The organism is Streptomyces sp. NPDC088197 (assembly GCF_044741185.1).
Taxonomy (GTDB): Bacteria; Actinomycetota; Actinomycetes; order Streptomycetales; family Streptomycetaceae; genus Actinacidiphila.
In genome coordinates this window covers 1,048,897-1,067,870 of the sequence record NZ_JBIUSD010000001.1, presented here as the reverse complement: position 1 = coordinate 1,067,870, position 18,974 = coordinate 1,048,897, and the positions used below count along the sequence as shown (strand labels likewise).

Annotated in this window: 17 protein-coding genes; 3 read left to right on the top strand and 14 right to left on the bottom strand. The window is 73.3% G+C overall.

Going from position 1 to position 18,974, the window contains the following annotated elements; all coding sequences use genetic code 11:
• The first annotated feature begins 156 nt into the window (after positions 1–156).
• The gene (locus ACIOC1_RS04670) at positions 157–339 is read left to right on the top strand and encodes a hypothetical protein (RefSeq protein WP_223187240.1); all 183 of its coding nucleotides are present in this window, start codon (positions 157–159) and stop codon (positions 337–339) included.
• A 57-nt stretch (positions 340–396) separates the two neighbouring features.
• On the opposite strand, the gene ACIOC1_RS04665 is transcribed toward ACIOC1_RS04670, so the two are convergent.
• The 4 genes from ACIOC1_RS04665 to ACIOC1_RS04650 all read right to left on the bottom strand — a co-directional run bounded on the left by ACIOC1_RS04665 (position 397) and on the right by ACIOC1_RS04650 (position 5,936).
• On the bottom strand, positions 397–1,596 hold the full coding sequence (locus ACIOC1_RS04665) for a MarP family serine protease (protein ID WP_401305924.1): 1,200 nt from the start codon (positions 1,594–1,596) through the stop codon (positions 397–399).
• A gap of 231 nt (positions 1,597–1,827) precedes the next feature.
• Positions 1,828–2,622 (bottom strand): NUDIX hydrolase, encoded by a 795-nt coding sequence (locus ACIOC1_RS04660; RefSeq protein ID WP_401851884.1) that lies wholly within the window; start codon positions 2,620–2,622, stop codon positions 1,828–1,830.
• Positions 2,619–3,431, bottom strand: a complete 813-nt coding sequence (nth, locus tag ACIOC1_RS04655; protein ID WP_391041550.1) for an endonuclease III — start codon at positions 3,429–3,431, stop codon at positions 2,619–2,621. The genes ACIOC1_RS04660 and nth overlap by 4 nt, the downstream gene beginning before the upstream one ends.
• A 171-nt stretch (positions 3,432–3,602) precedes the next feature.
• Positions 3,603–5,936: an FUSC family protein gene (locus ACIOC1_RS04650; protein ID WP_401851881.1), complete on the bottom strand. Its 2,334-nt coding sequence runs from the start codon at positions 5,934–5,936 to the stop codon at positions 3,603–3,605.
• A gap of 190 nt (positions 5,937–6,126) precedes the next feature.
• Here ACIOC1_RS04650 and ACIOC1_RS04645 point away from each other — a divergent pair, with 190 nt between their 5' ends.
• A complete protein-coding gene (locus ACIOC1_RS04645) occupies positions 6,127–6,690 on the top strand; it encodes a MarR family winged helix-turn-helix transcriptional regulator (protein ID WP_401851879.1) in 564 nt (187 codons plus the stop codon).
• Positions 6,691–7,012: 322 nt separating this feature from the next.
• Complete coding sequence (locus ACIOC1_RS04640; protein ID WP_033174884.1) at positions 7,013–7,687, top strand: Crp/Fnr family transcriptional regulator; 675 nt, start codon at positions 7,013–7,015, stop codon at positions 7,685–7,687.
• Between the two features lie 80 nt (positions 7,688–7,767).
• Here ACIOC1_RS04640 and ACIOC1_RS04635 read toward each other — a convergent pair whose 3' ends face one another.
• The 10 genes from ACIOC1_RS04635 to ACIOC1_RS04590 all read right to left on the bottom strand — a co-directional run bounded on the left by ACIOC1_RS04635 (position 7,768) and on the right by ACIOC1_RS04590 (position 18,834).
• The gene (locus ACIOC1_RS04635) at positions 7,768–8,727 is read right to left on the bottom strand and encodes an alpha/beta hydrolase family protein (RefSeq protein ID WP_401851876.1); all 960 of its coding nucleotides are present in this window, start codon (positions 8,725–8,727) and stop codon (positions 7,768–7,770) included.
• Between the two features lie 3 nt (positions 8,728–8,730).
• Entirely contained in the window at positions 8,731–10,023 is a 1,293-nt protein-coding gene (gene kynU, locus ACIOC1_RS04630) for a kynureninase (RefSeq protein WP_401851874.1), read from the bottom strand.
• Positions 10,016–10,852 carry a tryptophan 2,3-dioxygenase family protein gene (locus tag ACIOC1_RS04625; protein WP_401851871.1) on the bottom strand — a complete coding sequence of 279 codons (837 nt, stop codon included), beginning with the start codon at positions 10,850–10,852 and terminating at the stop codon, positions 10,016–10,018. Before ACIOC1_RS04625 ends, kynU begins: the two co-directional genes overlap by 8 nt.
• 515 nt (positions 10,853–11,367) lie before the next feature.
• Positions 11,368–12,126, bottom strand: a complete 759-nt coding sequence (locus ACIOC1_RS04620) for a DUF3152 domain-containing protein (protein ID WP_391041560.1) — start codon at positions 12,124–12,126, stop codon at positions 11,368–11,370.
• A gap of 290 nt (positions 12,127–12,416) precedes the next feature.
• Positions 12,417–12,830, bottom strand: coding sequence for a DUF3151 domain-containing protein (locus tag ACIOC1_RS04615; protein ID WP_355346204.1), 414 nt, complete (start codon positions 12,828–12,830; stop codon positions 12,417–12,419).
• Between the two features lie 206 nt (positions 12,831–13,036).
• Complete coding sequence (fbaA, locus tag ACIOC1_RS04610; protein ID WP_355346207.1) at positions 13,037–14,059, bottom strand: class II fructose-bisphosphate aldolase; 1,023 nt, start codon at positions 14,057–14,059, stop codon at positions 13,037–13,039.
• Between the two features lie 329 nt (positions 14,060–14,388).
• Positions 14,389–14,931 (bottom strand): orotate phosphoribosyltransferase, encoded by a 543-nt coding sequence (gene pyrE, locus ACIOC1_RS04605; protein ID WP_391041562.1) that lies wholly within the window; start codon positions 14,929–14,931, stop codon positions 14,389–14,391.
• A gap of 29 nt (positions 14,932–14,960) precedes the next feature.
• Positions 14,961–15,764, bottom strand: coding sequence for an aldose 1-epimerase (locus ACIOC1_RS04600; protein ID WP_355346213.1), 804 nt, complete (start codon positions 15,762–15,764; stop codon positions 14,961–14,963).
• Between the two features lie 23 nt (positions 15,765–15,787).
• Positions 15,788–16,912, bottom strand: coding sequence for a CoxG family protein (locus ACIOC1_RS04595; RefSeq protein WP_401851866.1), 1,125 nt, complete (start codon positions 16,910–16,912; stop codon positions 15,788–15,790).
• A gap of 317 nt (positions 16,913–17,229) precedes the next feature.
• Positions 17,230–18,834 (bottom strand): polyamine aminopropyltransferase, encoded by a 1,605-nt coding sequence (locus tag ACIOC1_RS04590; RefSeq protein ID WP_391041565.1) that lies wholly within the window; start codon positions 18,832–18,834, stop codon positions 17,230–17,232.
• Positions 18,835–18,974: the final 140 nt, after the last annotated feature.

Sequence of the window (18,974 nt, the reverse complement as noted above, 5' to 3'; positions counted from 1 at the left end):
TGACCCGCCATCAGGTGTCCCTCTGCCAGCGCGCCCGCCCCGTACGCATCAGGCGTCCGCGTGTCGGTCATATGATCCGCAAAATGCCGGACGCATACGCCAACCGGGCGACCGAAGGGCGATTACCGACCAAGGGCTGCGGGCACTTAGCTTCGTATGGGTTGGACGCACGACTACCGTGACGTATCACGCAATCGCCGTAACACTTCCGTCTCCGTCAACAGCGGGGCGCCCTTGGCCGTGCTCCCGCCGGGGGAGCCCCAGATCGGAATCCCGCGCATCCTGCGGCGCCGGGCCCGCTGGGTCGGTGCCCGGCTGCGGCACGCCAGGGCGCAGTGACCGCCCGGCCGACGGACGGCCCGGCCGACAGGTACGCCGGGCCGGCCGTCGGTCACCTCACAGCGCGCAGTTCTCCGTGTCGACCTGCCGGCTCGCCGCCGTGCCCGCCGCGATGTCCGGGCGGATCTCGTCGGCGGTAAGCGCGTAACCGGTGTTCGAGTCGTCGAGTGACTTGGCGAAGACGACGCCCGCCACCTGCCCGTTCGTGGTGAGCAGCGGGCCGCCGGAGTTGCCCTGGCGGACGGTCGCGTACAGCGAGTAGACGTCGCGGTGGACGGTGCCGCGGTGGTAGATGTCCGGGCCGTTGGCCTCGATACGGCCGCGGACGCGGGCGGCGCGTACGTCGAAGGCGCCGTTCTCCGGGAAACCGGCCACGATGGCGTCGTCGCGGGACTGTACGTCGCCGCTGGTGAATGTGAGCGCCGGCGCGTTCAGACGCGGCACGTCCAGGACGGCGATGTCGCGCTGCCAGTCGTAGAGGACCACGCGGGCGTCGTACAGGCGGCCCTTGCCGCCGATCTGCACGGTGGGCTCGGAGACGCCGCCGACGACGTGCGCGTTGGTCATCACGCGGTCCTTGGCGAAGACGAAGCCGGACCCTTCGAGGACCTTCCCGCAGCCCGACGCGGTGCCGACGATCTTGACGATGCTGCGGCGGGCGTCGGTGACGACGGCGCTGTGCACGAGGTTCGGGTCGGGAGGGGGCACCGAGGTGATCGGCTCGGACCCGAAGGGCCCGAAGACCTGCGGCAGGCCGTTCTGCGCGAGGGTGGAACTGAAGTCGGTGAACCAGGTGTCGGCTTCCTGCGGCACCACCCTGGAGACGCCGAGCAGCACCTTGGACGAGCGCACCTCGCGGCCTATCGTCGGCAGCGCCGTGGTGGCCAGCGCGCTGCCGATCAGCCAGGCCACCAGCAGCATGGCGAGCACATTGACCAGCGCGCCGCCGCCCGCGTCGATGGCGCGGGCGGGCGACCACGTGATGCGGGTCCTGAGCTTGTTGCCCAAGTGCGTGGTGAACGCCTGCCCCACCGACGCGCACACGATGACGACCACCACGGCGGTGATCACCGCGACCGAACCCGGCGAGGAGTGGTCCGTCGCCTTGTCCCAGAACAGCGGCAGCAGATAGATCGCGGCGAGACCGCCGCCGAGGAAGCCGACCACCGACATGACTCCGACGACGAAGCCCTGCCGGTAACCGACCACGGCGAACCAGACGGCGGCGAGGATGAGCAGAAAGTCCAGCACGTTCACCTGGACACGGTCTCATGGCCGCCCCGCCCGACGGCACCGTACGGCCCAGGTGACCTGCGCGGTACGGCCGATGACCGGCATCAGGAGGCCGAACTCGCCCCGGACACGCGCTGGACACCCCTCGGCGGAGCCCCGGCACGCGCCCCCGAGGACCGCCGTACGCGCCTCGGCACGCGCCCCCGAGGACCGCCGTACGAGCCTCGCAGAGGCGGGGTACGGCGCGGACACGCCCTAGGCGAGCGGCACCTTGCGGTCGCGGTCCCAGGGCCGCTCCCAGCCCGCGAACTGCACGATCCTGTCGATCAGCCCCGCGGTGAAACCCCAGACCAGCGCGCCTTCGACCAGGAAGGCAGGCCCGAGGAAACCGCTGGGGTGGGTCAGGGTCGCGCGGTTGGCGGGGTCGGTGAGATCGGCCACAGGCACCCGGAAGACGCGCGCGGTCTCGGCCGGGTCGACCACGCCGACCGGGGTGGGCCTGCGCCACCAGCCGAGCACGGGGGTCACGACGAAGCCGCTGACCGGGATGTAGAGCCGCGGCAGCACGCCGAAGACCTGGACGCCCGTCGGGTCGAGGCCGGTCTCCTCCTCGGCCTCGCGCAGCGCGGCGCGCACCGGCCCGTCGCCGTCCGGGTCGCCGTCCTCGGGGTCGAGGGCGCCGCCGGGGAAGGAGGGCTGGCCCGCGTGCGAACGCAGCGCCCTCGACCGCTCGATGAGCAGCATCTCGGGGCCCCGGTCGCCGTCCCCGAACAGGATCAGGACGGCGGACTGCCGCCCGCCGCCTTCGGGCGGCAGAAAGCTGCTGAGCTGTTCCGGCCGGACCCCGGCGACGGCGTCGGCCACCGGTTCGAGCCACCGCGGCAGCCCGGCCGTGCTGATCTCGACCCCGGTGCCTTCTCCGGCATCGGCGCCGAAGCCGGCTCGCGCGTCGGCGCCGAGGCCCGCTCGCGGGTCCGTGCCGAAGCCCGCGCCCATCTCCGGCCCGGCACCCGCGTCCGCTCCGGTGCCCGCCCCCCGCGCGTGGGTCATGAGGCCGCCAGCGGGGGCGCGGGCTGGCCCGGGTAGTCCGGCGGGGGCTTCAGGCGCTGTCCGGGGGCGCCGCCCTTCTCGTACTTGAGCAGCTTCTCCGCCTTCTCCGGGTCCGTCTCGCCCTCGCCGTAGGCCGGGCAGAGCGGGGCGATCGGGCAGGCGCCGCAGGCGGGTTTGCGGGCGTGGCAGATACGGCGGCCGTGGAAGACGACGCGGTGCGACAGCATCGTCCAGTCCGACTTCGGGAAGAGCCCGGCGACGTCCTCCTCGACCTTCTCCGGGTCCTGCGACGCGGTCCAGCCGAAGCGGCGGGCGAGGCGGCCGAAGTGGGTGTCCACGGTGATGCCGGGGACACCGAAGGCGTTGCCGAGTACGACATTGGCCGTCTTGCGGCCGACGCCCGGCAGGGTCACCAGGTCCTCGAGACGGCCGGGCACCTCACCGCCGAACCGGTCCCGTAGCGCCGCCGAGAGCCCCTGCACGGACTTCGCCTTGGCGCGGAAGAAGCCCGTCGGGCGCAGGATCTGCTCCAGCGTCTCGGGGTCGGCCACCGCCATGTCCTCGGGCGTCGGGTACTTCGCGAACAGCGCGGGCGTCGTCTGGTTCACCCGCAGGTCCGTGGTCTGCGCGGACAGCACCGTGGCGACCAGGAGCTGGAAGGGATTCTCGAAGTCCAGCTCTGGATGCGCGTACGGATAAACCTCCGCCAGCTCGCGGTTGATCCGCCGCGCCTGCCGTACCAGTCCCGCATGCGTCTGCGCGACCTTCGCCTTCTTGATCTTCTTGACCACCGCACCACTCGTCGCCATGCCGCCAGCCTACGGGCCGCCGCCGACACAGGGCGCCACAACGATCGGGGCGCGGTGTCGCGGGGCCGCGACCGGCGGCTCAGGGGCGGCGGGGCGCGCCGTCACCGGCCGCGCCGGACGCGTGCGGGAGGTCGTCCCCCGGTCCGGGGCGCTCCCCCGCGGCACCCGCCGTCACGCCGTGCGGCGTTTCCCGTACGGGCCCGGCGGCATGCGAGCCGGTGACGATCGCGAAGTGTCGGCGGGGCCCGCGCCGCGCCCGGTGAAGCCGCGGCCGACGCCGTGTCCCGGCGGGAGTACGGCCAGCTCGTGCAGGAGCTGCCGCAGCCGCAGCAGCGGCCTGGTGACCGGCGGCAGCACCGTACCGGCGGCGGGGAACCTGGTCAGGAGCGCCGCGTCGGCGGTGCGCAGGGCGCGGGCGACCTCGGCCGCGGGCCGGCCCTGCGGGGCGGGCGCGAGCGCCAGGGCGGTGGCCGCATGGCCGAGCGCGCGGCTGGCCTCCGCCAGGTGCGGCGCGGGCGCGAGGCCGGGTGAGCGGCGCGGGCCGAGCGCCAGGGCCCTGGTCTGCCGGGTGACGGCCGCGTAGAGGGTGAGCCGGTGCCGTACGAGGCGCGGGTCGTTGCCCCACACCAGGGGGCGGGTCAGCGGGCGCGCCACCAGGGCGAGCTGCTGGAGGCGGTGGTCCACCACGCGCACCAGGGCGTCGAGGTCGGCGCCGTCGGGGCTTGCGGACCCGTCCTCGCGGTCGGAGCGGCCGTCGTGCTCCAGGCGCGCGGCGGCGGCGTGCAGCAGCTCGCCCACGGCAGCGAAGTAGCTGCCGCGCGCGCTGCTGACGGTGTCGCGCGTGCTGGTCGGCAGGACGACGAGGGCGACCGCTATGCCGATGGCGGCGCCTATGGCGGTCTCTTCGAGACGCAGCATCAGCAGACCGGCGGAGAACTCGTGGAGCTGGGTGTAGAGCTGCGACACCATGATCGTGACGAAGAAGATCATGGCCGCGTAGGAGAGGCTGACCAGGTAGAAGCCGCAGGACATGCTGAGCACGATGACCGCGATCACCCACAGGGTGTGGCCCGCGGTCAGGTGCGCGAGGCCGATGCCCGCGCCGAGGCCGAGCAGGGTGCCGACGACGCGGTTGGTCGCCTTGATGAAGGTCTCCGAGCGGGTGGCGGTGCCGGTGAAGGCGATGAAGGCGGCGATCACCGCCCAGTAGTAGCGGGCCTCCGACAGCTCGCGGCCGATGACGATGGCCAGGGTGCCCGCGACGGCCACCTGGATCGCCTGCCGGGTGGTCAGCGAGAGGCCGCTGAGCCGCCGCCAGCCGCCGCGCGCCGAGACACCGCCCGCGACCGCGGCGGAGCCGGGCAGCCCGCCCATGGCCAGGGTCACGGCGGGGGCGAAGTCGGCCGGGGCGTCGAGAGCGTCGTCGTGGGTGCCGTGAGCGGGACGGGGGTCGCGGCCGGGGCCGTCTGCCGCGCCTTGTGCGGCCTTCGGGCGCCGCACCTTGTGCCCGCTTCCGTTGTGGGATCGTCCGACGTCCGCCTCCGCGGCGCGCCTGACCTCCCTGACCAGCACCGTGAACTCCCAGGCGGCGGTGGCCAGGTGATAGGCGAAGCAATCTGTGGCGGGTTCGGCGCGCGCGGCCGTCACCGGGTCGTCGGAGTCGACGAGTGACAGTACGTCCCTGGCCCGCCGTTCGGCCGCCGCGTATTCGCTGCGCGCCAGGTGCGCGGCGATGGCCGCGGCCTCGGGCGCGAGGCGCCCTCCGGTGCCCGCGAGCGCGTCGGCCGCGGTCGCCACGGCGTCCACCGCCAGATGTGCGTCCAGCGTCCTGCGGCGTACTCCGGCCGCGGACCGGCCCGGCGGCAGGGTGCCGGGGTGGGCCGACCAGCCCTCGATGACCAGCGCGGTCTCGGCGAGCCTGAGCTGGCGCGAGTGCAGCTCGCGGCGGAGCCGGGCCAGCCGCCGCACGTCCTCGGGGTCGGTCTCCAGCAGGTCGGCGCAGACCCGGGCGACGGCCCCGGCACGGGCGCCGAAGGCGCGGCGGACGCGGGTCAGCGTCCGCTGGGGGTGGGCGCGCAGCACGGTGGTGGACAGCAGCAGGACCCAGCCGGTGGCGATGCCGACCGCGGCGAGCAGGTCGGGGAGCTGCGCGAGGCGGGCGTTGAGGAAGGCGGCGAAGAAGTAGCCCATCCAGATCATGAAGCCGTAGAAGAAGTACGGCAGTCCGAAGCGGCGGATGAAGACGGCCACGAACATGACGGCGACGAAGACCGCGAGCATCGCGTCGGTGTGCCCGGCCACCGAGACGCCGATGACCATGCCGGTGCCGATGGCGACCGGGAAGAACACGGCCGTGCGGATCTTCGGCAGCACCTGGGTGCCGTCCAGCGCCATCGAGCCCATCATCGCCATGACGGTGCCCAGCAGCATGCCGACGAGGGTGCCCTGGGGGCCCGCGTGCGTGGCGCGCCCGTAGCCGTACTCGATCGCCAGGGTGGTGCTCATGGCGACCGCCGCGCCGAACGCCGTGCGGAGTCTTTGCAGGCCCGGGTCCGATCCGACTATCCGGTCCCAGACCTCGCGCGTCCAGCCGCTCGACCCCACCGCGTCCCCTCCCGCTCGGCCTCGCCGAATTCATCGGTATGATGCCGATATTAACACGTGCATCGTACCGATATCTGGATCTGGAGTGGCCGTGGCAGGGACCGCGAAGGCAGAGGGGACCGAGGGGACCTCCGCCGCGCTCGATGTGATCGAGCATCAGACCGCCGTGCTCGTCAGGAATTTCGAGCTGTTCTACCGGCGCACCGACATCCACGACACCCTGGACCGGGCCGAGTACCTGCTGCTGCGCACCCTGGCCGGGGGCGGCCCGCAGGACATCAACTCGCTCGCCGCCGCGCTCGGCCTCGACCCCTCGACGGCCGGCCGCCAGGCGGCAGCGCTCCAGGCCCAGGGCCTGGTCGCCCGCTCCCCCGCCCCCACCGACCGGCGGCGCAGCATCGTCACGCCGACCGCCGAGGGGCTGCGGCGGATGGAGGAGGTACGCGCCCGGCGCGCGGAGAGCCTGGCCGGGCTGCTCGACGGCTGGACCGAGGAGGAACGGCGCACGCTGGGTGCGATGTTCACCAAATACAACCGGTCGGTGGCCGCGCGCTTCCTGACGACGGCGCCGGGGACGGCCGCACCGGAGGCCGCCCATGAGGGCACGTCCACCGCAGCGCAGGCACCGGCGCCTGAACCGGTGCCGGTGCCGTAAATCCGCGAAGGTCCGGTAAACCCGCGCCGACGCGGGCGTTCGAGCCGTCCGGCGCGCAGGAATTCGTACGAAATTCGTACGGCCGCGCGCGAAGGGCCCACTCCGACGCCCCAGCCGTTATGTTGTTCGCTCATAGCGGAATCCGGCTCAGGGTCCACCCGTTCGGCCCTTCCTGAGCCGTTTACGGACCCCGATCGGACCCCCAATCGGACCCCCGGAGCACGGCTACGGGCCTGGATAAGACATCCTTGTGATTGATCGCACTGTTTGAGACGTCATGCATCATGGGGAAATCCCAGCGATGTCGACAAGGAGAGAGCTCGTGGACGACGTTCTGCGCCGTGCCCCGCTTTTCGCGGCGCTCGACGACGAGCAGGCCGCTGAACTGCGCGCCTCCATGACGGAGGTCACGCTCGCGCGTGGCGACTCGCTGTTCCACGAGGGTGACCCCGGGGACCGGCTGTACGTCGTCACCGAAGGCAAGGTCAAGCTGCACCGCACCTCGCCCGACGGCCGCGAGAACATGCTCGCCGTGGTCGGCCCCGGTGAGCTGATCGGCGAGCTGTCGCTCTTCGACCCCGGCCCGCGCACCGCCACCGCCACCGCGTTGACCGAGCTGAAGCTGCTCGGCCTGGGCCACGGCGACCTCCAGCCCTGGCTGAACGTACGGCCCGAGGTCTCCACCGCCCTGCTGCGCGCCGTCGCCCGCCGCCTGCGCCGCACCAACGACGTCATGTCCGACCTGGTCTTCTCCGACGTCCCCGGCCGCGTCGCCAAGGCGCTGCTCGACCTCTCCCGCCGCTTCGGCGTGCAGTCGGAAGAGGGCATCCACGTCGTCCACGACCTCACGCAGGAAGAGCTGGCCCAGCTCGTCGGCGCCTCGCGCGAGACCGTCAACAAGGCCCTCGCGGACTTCGCGGGCCGCGGCTGGCTCCGCCTGGAGGCCCGCGCCGTGATCCTCCTGGACGTCGAGCGGCTGGCCAAGCGCTCCCGCTGACCCCCTCGGCACCGCACGCACACGAAGGCCCCCGCCCGGTCGAACCGGGCGGGGGCCTTCGCGCTGCCGGGCGGCCCCGGCTACCAGGCGAGTTGGGCGATCTCGTCCGCGACGGCCGCGCAGGCCGCCGTGGACGGGTCGATCAGCGGGAAGTGGCCGGTGCCGGGCAGCCACGCGGCGACGACCTCCTCTCCCGCGACCGCCGCGGCACGGGCGAAAGCCTGGCTGACCTGCGACGGAACCTCATTGTCAGTGGTGCCGTGCACGATGGTTGTGGCGATACCGGTGGGCAGCAGCGCGGCGGGGTCGGCGTCGGGCAGACGTGCCGTCAGGTGCTCGGGTCCGCCCAGCAGGTCGACGACCGCGCCGGAGCAGACACCCAGCCGGATCGCCGAGGTGAGGTCGGCGATCGGGGCGAGGGCCACGACGCCGCGTACGGGGGGAGGTGAGGGGCGGTGCCAGGGGGATTCAGGGGGCAGGACGTGACGGGCGGCGGCCCACAGCGCGAGGTGGCCGCCCGCGCTGTGGCCGGTCAGGACGGTGCGGCGGGGGTCCACCACGTCGGCGCCGAGCGCCCGCACGGCGAGCGCGGGCAGCGCGTCCAGAGCGGCGGCCACGTCGTCGAAGGTGTCGGGCCAGCGCCCGGCCGGTGGCAGCGCGTCGGGCGCGGGGTCCGAGCGGTCGCGGCCTTCCTGCGGCGCCTCGAGGGCCGGGCCGCGGCGGTATTCGACCGACGCGACGGCGTAGCCGTGGGTGGTGAGGTGGGCCGCGAGCGGCGAGACGTGGGCGCGGTCGTGGGCGGCGCGCCAGGCACCCCCGTGGAAGAGGGCCACCAGCGGGGCCGGACGGCCGGTGGGGGCGCCCTCGGCAGGGGCGGGCCGGTAGAAGTCGACCACCTGGTCGGGGTGGTCGCCGTAGGACGCGGTGGCATCCGGCGGCACCGGAGCGTGGCCGAACGCCGACGCCTCCTCGGCCGCCGCCCGTCGCCCGGAGGCGGCATCGGCGGCGGGCGGGGACGTGGAGGGGTCGGCAGCGGACATCGGTTACGTGGTCCCTTCGGGTACGTCGAGCGGGTCGGTTTTCTGGGGTACGGCGGTGGGTCGGGCCGCGACGGGCGTGCCCGGTCCGCCGGCCAGGACGTCGGCCAGTACGCGGGCGGCGCGCAAGGCGTCGGCGTACCGGGTGTAGAGCGGTGTGAAGCCGAAGCGCAGCACATCGGGGCGCCGGTAGTCGCCGACGATGCCGCGCGCGGTCAGCTCGCGCATCACCTCGGCCGCCCCCGCGCAGCGCAGCGAGACCTGGCTGCCGCGCTCCGCGTGGTCGGCGGGTGTGATCGGCTCGGCGCGCCCGTACGGCACCAGCGCGGCCACGCAGTCCAGGAAGAAGTCGGTCAGCGCCAGGCTCTTGGCCCGCACGTCCGCGACGGCGACACCGTCCCAGACGTCGAGCGCCGCGTCCAACGCGAGCAGCGAAAGGATCTCCGGCGTGCCGACCCGCCCGCGGGGCGCGCCGTCCGCCGGGGCGTACTCCGGGGCCATGCCGAACGGGTCGGCGTGCGAGTTCCAGCCCGGCAGCGGCGAGTCGAAGCGCGGCTGAAGCTCACGCCGCACATAGAGGTACGCGGGTGCGCCGGGCCCGCCGTTGAGGTACTTGTACGTGCAGCCGACCGCGAGGTCCACGCCGTCCGCGTCGAGCGCGACGGGCAGCGCGCCCGCGCTGTGGCACAGGTCCCAGACCGCGAGCGCGCCCGCCGCGTGCAGGGCCGCCGTGACGGCGGACAGGTCGTGCAGCCGCCCGGTGCGGTAGTCCACGTGGTTGACCAGCGCCACGGCGGTACGGTCACCGGCCGCGTCCGCGATCTCGGCCGCGTCCACCGCGCGCACGGTGTGACCGGTCAGCCGGGCCGCCGACGCGGCGATGTAGCCGTCCGTGGGGAAGGTCGCCGCGTCCATCAGGATCTCGGTGCGGTCGGCGGGCGCCATCCGCACGGCGGCGACCAGCGCCTTGAAGACATTCACGCTGGTCGAGTCCCCGACCACGACCTGCCCCGGCGCGGCGCCCACCAGCGGCGCGATCCGGTCGCCGATCCGCTCGGGTGCGGTCCACCAGCCGCTCTCCTCCCAGGACCGGATGCGCAGCTCGCCCCACTCCCGGGTGACGACGTCGCTCAGCCGGGGCAGCACGGCGGTGGACAGCGCGCCCAGCGAGTTGCCGTCCAGATAGACGGTGTCGTCCAGCACGAAGCGGTCCCGCACGGCGGCCAGCGGATCGGCGGCGTCCAGCGCGTCCGCACGGTCCTGAAGGGCGGCATCTCCTGCCGCGACGGCCTCAGACATGGCTGCGCGCCGTCCACAGCTCCGGAAAGACGTTCTTCGTGGCGCGCTTCTCCAGCCAGGCCACCCCCGCCGAGCCGCCCGTGCCCGACTTGGCGCCCATCGCCCTGCGCGTGGCCACCAGGTGGTCGTTGCGCCAGCGCCAGACCAGCTCGGCGACATCCGTCAGGGCCTCGCCGAGCCTGATCAGCTCGGTGTCCTGGTCGGCGTCCGCGTACACGCTCTGCCACGCCCGCTCGACCTCGGCGTGCGGCTCGTACCGCAGCGCCGGGTCGCGCTCCAGCACCTCGGCGGGCACCGCATAGCCGCGGCGGCTGAGCAGCCGCAGCACCTCGTCGTACAGGCTCGGCTCGGTCAGCGCCTTCTCCAGCTCCGCGTGCGCGCTGGGGGTGCCCCGGTGCGGCACCAGCATCGACGCGGACTTGTCCCCGAGCAGGAACTCCAGCCGCCGGTACATCGCCGACTGGAACCCGGAGCCCTCCCCGAGGGCCGACCGGTACGCGTTGAACTGCGCGGGGGTGAGATTGGCGATCGGTTTCCACGAGGCGTTCAGCGACTCCAGCTCCGGCAGGCTGCGCCTGAGCGCCGCCATCGCCGTCGGCAGGTCGTCCTCCCTGAGCGCCGCCGCCGCGGTGGTCCATTCGTGGACCAGCAACGTGAACCACAGCTCCATCACCTGCGTGGTGACCAGAAAGGCCATCTCGCCGGGCTCGTCGGACAACGGGTGCTGCAAGTGGGTCAGTACGGACGCCTGCACGTAGTCCTCGTACGGCGTGCTGCCCTCGAACGAGAGGTTCGGGGTCGCCGCCTCATCGGTCGGTGCGTCGGACATGGTCTTACCTCCAGAAGCGGACCCGGGATCACCGGGCTACGCCGAGATCATCTGCGGTGCGGCCCAATCCGGCAAGGCCCGGCTCCCCCCAGGGTGCCCCTGCGCAAGGGCCACCGCCCCCGGGGTGCGCTCGCGCGAGGGGCTGCGCCCCTCCGGCACCGCTGCGCGGTGGGGTTCGCCGCTCGGGTGCGTTTACGCAGGTGGGGTTCGCCGGTAGCCAGCGAGCCGAAGGCGGCGCCGGTGTTGAAAGGGAGAACGCGCACAGCGACCGAGGAACGAGGGAGCGAGCACGATCGACCGTCGACACCGGATCTAAGCCGCCGGAGGCGAGAGGGCGGCAAAAAAAGGGGATCGCGGTGAGCCTGCGCAAGGCGGCTCCCCCGCACGTTCAACCGCCACGCTGACCTCACCCACGACGGCTCCCCCGCACGTTCCGCCGCCACCCCGACCTCACCCACGACGGCTCCCCCGCACGTCCCACCGCCACCCTGAGCCAACGCCAGAGGGCTCACCCCTCACTCCACCCCCGGACCTCCCACGTACGTCCCCTTCGGGTCGTACGGCCACTCGTTCGCTCGGCACCCGTTCAGGCCCTTGATCTGCTGCATCATCACCGGGGCCGGCCTTCCCGGGCCCGGGCAGCCCTCGTGGCCGTGGCCGATGCGGTGGCCGACCTCGTGGTTGATGATCAGGGCGCGGTAGCCCTCGATGGGGCCCTTGAACTCGGGGGAGCCGAGCAGCCAGCGCTTGAGGTTGACGACGACGGTGGAGCCGACGTCGCAGTTGACCTCGCCGCGGGTGAGGAGACCGGCGGCTCCGCAGATGTCGTCGACGGTGTCGGGGGTGGCGATCTTGACGACGAAGTCGGCGCGGCCGGAGGAGACGAGCTGGAAGCCGTCGTGGCCGTCGGCGGTCCAGCCGCGGGGGTTGGCGAGGATGGCGGCGATCTCGTGGGCGGCGTCGGCGGCGGACAGGTCGATACCGCCTTCGACCTCGACCTTGTAGCGGCGGATGGTGCCGTGTCCCGTGGCCTTGCCGCTGGCGTCGGCGGTGCTGAAGCGGCCGGTGCCGGAGACGGGCACCTTCGGCGGCTCCGCCTTGTCCCTCGCGGACGGCGGAGTGCCGCCCCCGGTGTCACCGTCACTGCCGCTGGCGTCGCGGGCCGGTGCCGTGGTGGCGCCGAGGCCGTGGTCGATGGCGGCGGCGGAGTCGACGTTCCTGCCGTGGTTCCAGGTGGCGTACCCGACGCCCGCGGTCACCATGATCAGTCCCACGGCCAGGGCGGAGCCGACTATCGCGGCGCGGCCCCTCGTCCGACGTCGGCCCGGTTGACGGCGTGGCTGTGCCAAGACTCCCCCTGCGCTGGCGCAGCGGTCGTCGAGGCCCCGGCTCCCCGGCCGGTCTCACCCCGTGCTGCGTGTGGACAACCGGATCAGAATCGCACATGGATACGGGGGCTGAGGCGTCGGTCCGCCCTTGTGGCACGACTGCGACAAAGCACGTTCCCCCTGGTGAGACCCAGGGGGAACGCGGGGGAAACAGGAAAAGAAGGGCGGGCCGGCCGTCAGGTCAGGGTGTCGGCGGCGGTCGGCGAGCTGTCCCGCAGAAAGACCGTGCAGCGCTCGTACTCGTCCTGCTCGCCGATCGCCTGGGCGGCGCGGGCCAGCGCGTGCAGGGCGCGGAGGAAGCCGCGGTTCGGCTCGTGCTCGAAGGGCACGGGACCGTGGCCCTTCCACCCGGCGCGGCGCAGCGAGTCGAGGCCGCGGTGGTAGCCGGTACGGGCGTAGGCGTACGACTCCACGACGCTGCCGGCCTCGAAGGCGTCGTCGGCGAGCTGCGCCCAGACCAGCGAGGAGGCCGGGTATTTCGCCGCGACCTCGGCGGGCGCGGTACCGGAGGCGAGCAGTTCGCGCGGCTCCGGGTCTTCGGGCAGATGGGTCGGGGCGGGTCCCCCGAGCAGGTTCTCGTTGATGGCCATGCGTTCCAGTCTGCCCGAGCCCCCACCGGAAAGGCCCCCGGCAGATGCCAGGGGCCTTCGGCGACGAGCCCGAAACCGCGCGGGGAGGCCCGGAGGCCGCCCGCACATCCAGCCGTACGAGCACCGACAACGTCATGCGGTCCGTCCCGGACCCCGTCCGGAAGCCGGCCCTGTGCAGTACGCCGTCCCGGAACCCGTCCGGAGGATTACTTGCGCTTGTTGCCCGCCGACCGCAGGTTCTCGGCGGCGACGACCACGCGGGCGGCCATGCCGGCCTCGGCGGCCTTGCCCCAGACGCGGGGGTCGTAGGTCTTCTTGTTGCCGACCTCGCCGTCGACCTTCAGGACGCCGTCGTAGTTGCGGAACATGTGGTCCGCGACGGGCCGGGTGAAGGCGTACTGGAGGTCGGTGTCGATGTTCATCTTGACGACGCCGTTCTCCAGCGCCTCGTTGATCTCCTCGAGCGTGGAACCCGAGCCGCCGTGGAAGACGAAGTCGAAGGCGTTGGCCTTGCCGTACTTCTGGGCGACCGCGTCCTGGAGCTCCTTGAGGATGCCCGGACGCAGGACGACGTTGCCCGGCTTGTAGACGCCGTGGACGTTGCCGAAGGAGGCGGCCAGCAGGTAGCGGCCCTGCTCGCCCAGGCCGACGGCCTCGACGGTGCGGTAGGCGTCGTCGACGGTGGTGTAGAGGTTGTCGTTGATCTCGTGCGAGACGCCGTCCTCCTCACCGCCGGTCGGGGTGATCTCCATCTCCAGGATGATCTTGGCCTTGACGGCCTCGGCCAGCAGCTCCTTGGCGATGGCGAGGTTGTCGTCCAGGTTCTCCGCCGAGCCGTCCCACATGTGGGACTGGAACAGCGGGTCGCGGCCCGCGGCCACGCGCTCCTGCGAGACCTTCAGCAGCGGACGCACGTACGCGTCCAGCTTGTCCTTGGGACAGTGGTCGGTGTGCAGCGCGACCGTGATCGGGTACTTCTCGGCCACGATGTGCGCGAACTCGGCGAGCGCGACCGAGCCGGTCACCATGTCCTTGTTGTACTGACCGCCCAGGAACTCCGCGCCGCCCGTGGAGATCTGGATGATGCCGTCGCTCTCCGCCTCGGCGAGGCCGCGCAGCGCGGCGTGCAGGGTCTGCGACGAGGTGACATTGATGGCCGGGTAGGCGAACTTGCCTGCCTTCGCCCGGTCGAGCATCTCGCTGTAGACCTCGGGGGTTGCGATGGGCATCGTGTCCGCTCCTCATGATCTGCGGGTGGTCCTGCTGTGGCCTTACTGGCGTGGCGACGTCTTTGTCGCCCCCATCTTCCCAGACTCGAACGGTTACACCACCTCCGTGCACACCCAGTGGACGACGGCCTCCGGAGTGTTTCACGTGAAACACTCCGGAGGCCGGAAAAACGCAGGTCAGCGCCGGTCGAAAGCGCTCAGGACCCGGTCGGGGCAAGCTCGGAGCCCGCTCAGCGCCGACTCAGGACCGGCTCAGGTCCGGCTCAGGACCGGCTCAGGACCGGCTCAGGACCGCGACACGGCTGCGCGGCTCAGGCGGCTCACGCGACTCAGGCGAGGCCCAGGTCGTCCAGCGAGTACGCGGCCAGGTACGGCAGTCCCGCGTCCGCGATCGCCCCGGCCGCGCCGCGGTCCACGATGACGGCGACGGCCACCACCTCGCCGCCCGCCTCCCGTACCGCCTCGACCGCGGTCAGCGGCGAACCGCCCGTGGTCGAGGTGTCCTCGACCACCAGCACGCGGCGGCCCTTGACCTCGGCGCCCTCGATACGGCGCTGCAAGCCGTGCGCCTTGTTGGCCTTGCGGACCACGAACGCGTCGAGCCGCTGCCCGCGCGCCGCGGCGGCGTGCAGCATCGAGGTGGCCACCGGGTCGGCGCCGAGCGTCAGCCCGCCCACCGCGTCGAAGTCCAGTTCGGCGGTGAGGTCGAGCATCACCTGTCCGGCGAGCGGCGCGGCCTCGCCGTCCAGGGTGATCCGGCGCAGGTCGACGTAGAAGTCGGCCTCGAGCCCCGAGGAGAGGGTCACCTTGCCGTGCACCACGGCCTTGTCCTTGATCTGCCGCAGCAGCGCGTCTCGCGTCTGGTCACTCATGCCGACCAGTATCCCGGCAGGCCGGGGGCTCAGCCGATCCGGTGCCAGGTCCACTCCGTGCTGATCTCCAGCGGGTCGATCGGGGTGACCAGGCGGGGCAGGGTGTTGAGGCCGTTCGGCGGGCCGGACTGGGGCTCGACGCAGACCGCCTCGGTCGGCTCGGTGTAGACGACCGCCCATTCGGAGGGGCTGGTCACCCGGACCGTCATCTCGCCGGGCCAGGTGAGGGTGATGTCCACGCCGTCGGGCATGCCGAAGCAGTCGTCCCAGGGGCCGGGCCTGGGGTCGACGCGGTTGCCGTTCGGCAGGTGGTTGTCGCCGCGCTCCTCCTGCCAGGCGGCGGTGAAGGCCAGTTCGACGTCCTGGCCGCCCTGGCCGAGGTTGCGCAGCCACCACGGGTGCCAGCCCGCCTGCGCGGGGAAGGAGTCGCCGGACGCGTCGGCCTCGACGCTGAGCGTCAGCTTCACCGAGTGCGGGGCCAACTCGACGGTGTGCGTCACCCGTCCGGGGTACGGCCACGGCTCGGCGAGGTCGAAGTAGTACGCGGCGGTGGTCTCGGTCGCGGGCGCGGCCTCCTGCCAGGCGGTGTGGCGCCCGGTGCCGTGGATGGCGTGCGGGGGCGCGTCGACGGGGAGTTGATGGGTGACACCGCCGTTGCGGAACACCCCGTTCTCCGTACGGCCGCACCACGGCACCATCAGGAAGGCGCCGAATTTGTCTCCCTGGCGCAGGAGTTCGGTCCCGCCGACCTTCAATGAGGCGATCCGGCAGCCGTCGTGGGGCCGCAGGATCAGTTCGGCGTCGCCCGCCGTCAGCTTCGTCTCGTTCGACACGGAACGAGAGTAACCGGGCTGTGTTACCTGCGGCGTCGCAGCACCCGGCCGACGACCACGGCGGACGCGACGAGAGCCGCGGCGGCGGGGGCCGCCCAGCGCAGGGTCGCCGCCGCGGAGGTGGCGTCCGGCGCGGGTACGGGCGCGTAGCGTCCGCGCGGCGGCGCGTGGTCGACCTCCTCGGCGCTGCGGCCGATCATCGTGCGGCGGGCGTGCGCGGCCTCGGCGGGCGGCACCAGGTCGTCCAGGGCGGCGGCGCTCTCCGGGACCTCCACCTCGACCTCGACCAGCTCGAAGTCGTCCAGGTCGGACGGCGGGGCGGGCTCGCCGAGGTCGTCCACGACGTCCGCCTCGGGCTCGGCGGGCTCGGCGTCCTCATCGGAGTCGGCCTCGGCGGAGTCGGCGGCGGTGTCGGTGTCGGAGGGGTCGGACTCCGTGGTGATCCTGGGGTCCCCGGCGGGCGTGTCGGCGATGTCCTCCGCGGTGTCAGCCGTATCGCCAGCGGTGTCAGCGGCTTCCTCGGCCACGGCGTCCGCCGCTCCCGCCTCGGCGCCCGGCTCGTCCGGCCGCTCCGAGGATTCCGGCCGCTCCGAGGCCGCCCCTGCCTCCACGACCGGCACGATCGTTTCTTCGACGGTCACGTCCGAGGACGCCGGGTCCGGGGCCGTCTCCTCCTCCGGCGCGTGCGCCGCCAGGTCCGCGGAGAAACGGTCCAGCAGCCGCCGTACCGCCGCTTCCACGACGTCCGGCTCGTACGACGCCAGGCGGCCCTCGGCCTGGGCCGCGCCGCGGAAGATCAGCAGGGCGCCCGGCTCCGGGTGCGTGGCCTCGGCCACGACGATCTCCAGCGTGGCCTTGACCGTGCCCGTACCGCGCACCTCCGTACCGCTCGCCTCCGCCGCGAAGGGCGACGAGGCGCCGGTGACGCGGACCGTGCCGCGGTAGGTGATCGTGGAGCCGCCCACGCGCAGGCGGAGGCGGCCCGCGGCGCCGCCTTCCGGCGCGGACCCGTCAGCCCCGTCGGCGCCGTCCGCGGCGCCGGACGCGTCCGGCTGCCAGCCGGGCAGGCTCGCGGTCACGCGCGCGGGGCTGCGCAGGGCGTGGCCGATGCGGGTGGGGCTGACCGGGACGAAGACCTCGTGCTCCATGCGGCGGAGCCTACCCACCGGGACGGTGCCACGCGGCTTCGCGGGCGGAACTTTTTACGGGCATACGTGGCACGCGGCCCGGGCCCGTACGGACGCGCCCGCCGCCGTACGCCACCGCCGTACACCCGCGGGCCCGGGCCCGTACGGACGCGCCCGCCGCCGTACGCCGCCGCCGTACACCCGCCCCCTTGTGCACACGCCCGGCGCCGTACACCCGCCCCCCTGTCGACGCGCCCGCCGCCGTACGCCCGCCCCCGCACCCGTACGCGGGCGTCCCGTCCCCTTACGCCACCCGGCGTCCCCGCCGGCCGGCCGTCTCACCGCACCCTCGGGCGCAGCAACGTCGAGGCCGGGAGGGACTCGGTGGGGCGGCCGGCCAGCGGGGCGGCGGCGGCCTTGCGCAGCAGCGCGGGGGTCAGCCAGAGGTCAGGGGGGTGGCGGGGCGGGAGGGCGATGGCGGGGGTGGTGAGGCCGGACAGCACGAAGCCCCAGTTCGTGGCGGACGGCGGCACCGAGCCCGACCAGCGGTCGGGCCCCGCCTGCGCGCCGCACGTGCGGCCGGTGATCCAGTACGGCGCCGTCCGCAGCCCCACCGCCCGCAAGGTGGCCTCGATGGTCCAGAAGGTGTGCGTGGAGGCGCTGGGCGTGCCCGCGTGGACGGCGAGCCGCCCGCCGGGGGCCAGCGTGCGCGCGGCGAGCCCGTAGAACTCCTCCGAGTACAGCTTCGCGCTGCGCGAGATCCCCGGGTCCGGCAGGTCGGCGATGATCACGTCGAACGGTCCGCGCCGCTCCTCGCGCAGCCAGTCGAAGGCGTCGGCCGTGACGGCGGTGACGCGCGGGTCGTCGTACGCGTGCCGGTTGAGCGCGGACAGGCCGGGGTCGGTACGGGCGAGGCGGACGAGTTCGTCGTCGAGGTCCACGACGGTGACGGCGCGGACCCCGCTGTAGCGCAGCGTCTCGCGCAGGGCGAGGCCGTCGCCGCCGCCGAGGATGAGGACGCGGCCGTGCGGGCCGTTCATCGCGGGGTGCACCAGGGCCTGGTGGTAACGGAATTCGTCCGTGCCGCAGACCCGTAGCCGTCCGTCCAGGAAGAGTTGGAGCGGGGCTCCGGTCCTGCCGCCGCCGGTGAGGACGATCTCCTGCACGGCGGTCTGTTCCGCGACGCGCACCTGTCCCCCGTACACCGCGTGCCGCGCCGCCGCTTCGAAGGGCCCGGCGGCAGCGGCGGCGGCGCCGAGCACCGCGAGCACGGAGACGTTCGCGGCCAGCAGCCACCAGCGGGTGCGGGCGGACAGGTCGCCGCGGAAGAGCCACAGCACGGTCGCGCCGCCCGCCACCGCGTTGACCACGCCGGTGGCCAGCGCGCCGGTCAACTGCCCGAAGTGCGGCAGGAGAAGGAAGGGGAAGGCGAGGCCGCCGACGAGCGCGCCCACGTAGTCCGCGGCGAAGAGGTCGGCGACGGCGCCGCCCGCGTCCTGCCGCCGGATCCGCTGGACGAGCGTCATCAGCAGCGGCACCTCGGCGCCGATCAGCACGCCGATCGCGAACGCGCAGCCGATCATGGCCAGTCGGGCCTGTCCCGCCCACGCGAAGCAGGCGTAGAGCGCCATCACCGACAGCCCGCCGACCAGCGCGAGCGCCGTCTCGACGGCGGCGAAACCGGCCGCGGCCCGTATCCGCAGCCGCTTGGCGAGCAGCGAGCCGCAGCCCATCGCGAAGACCATCACGGAGAGGATGACCGACGCCTGGGTGACGGAGTCGCCGACCAAGTAGGAGGCGAGCGCGACGAGTTCGAGCTCGTAGACCAGGCCGCAGGCGGCGCAGACGAAGACGGCGGCCAGGACCAGCGCGCGTGCGGCGCCCGCGGCCACGGGAAGCCGCAGGTCGAGTGGTGCCGCGGTGCGGCCTGGCTGGTCGATCATGAGTGCACGCTATGTCAGTCCGGTGGCGGCACAAGTCACCCACAGGGGTGTAATCAGGGGCGGTTGACGGCGCTTTCGCGGACCGGACCGGCGCACGGGGGTACGGGTGCGGCGCACGGTGTGGACGTATGTACCGTCGG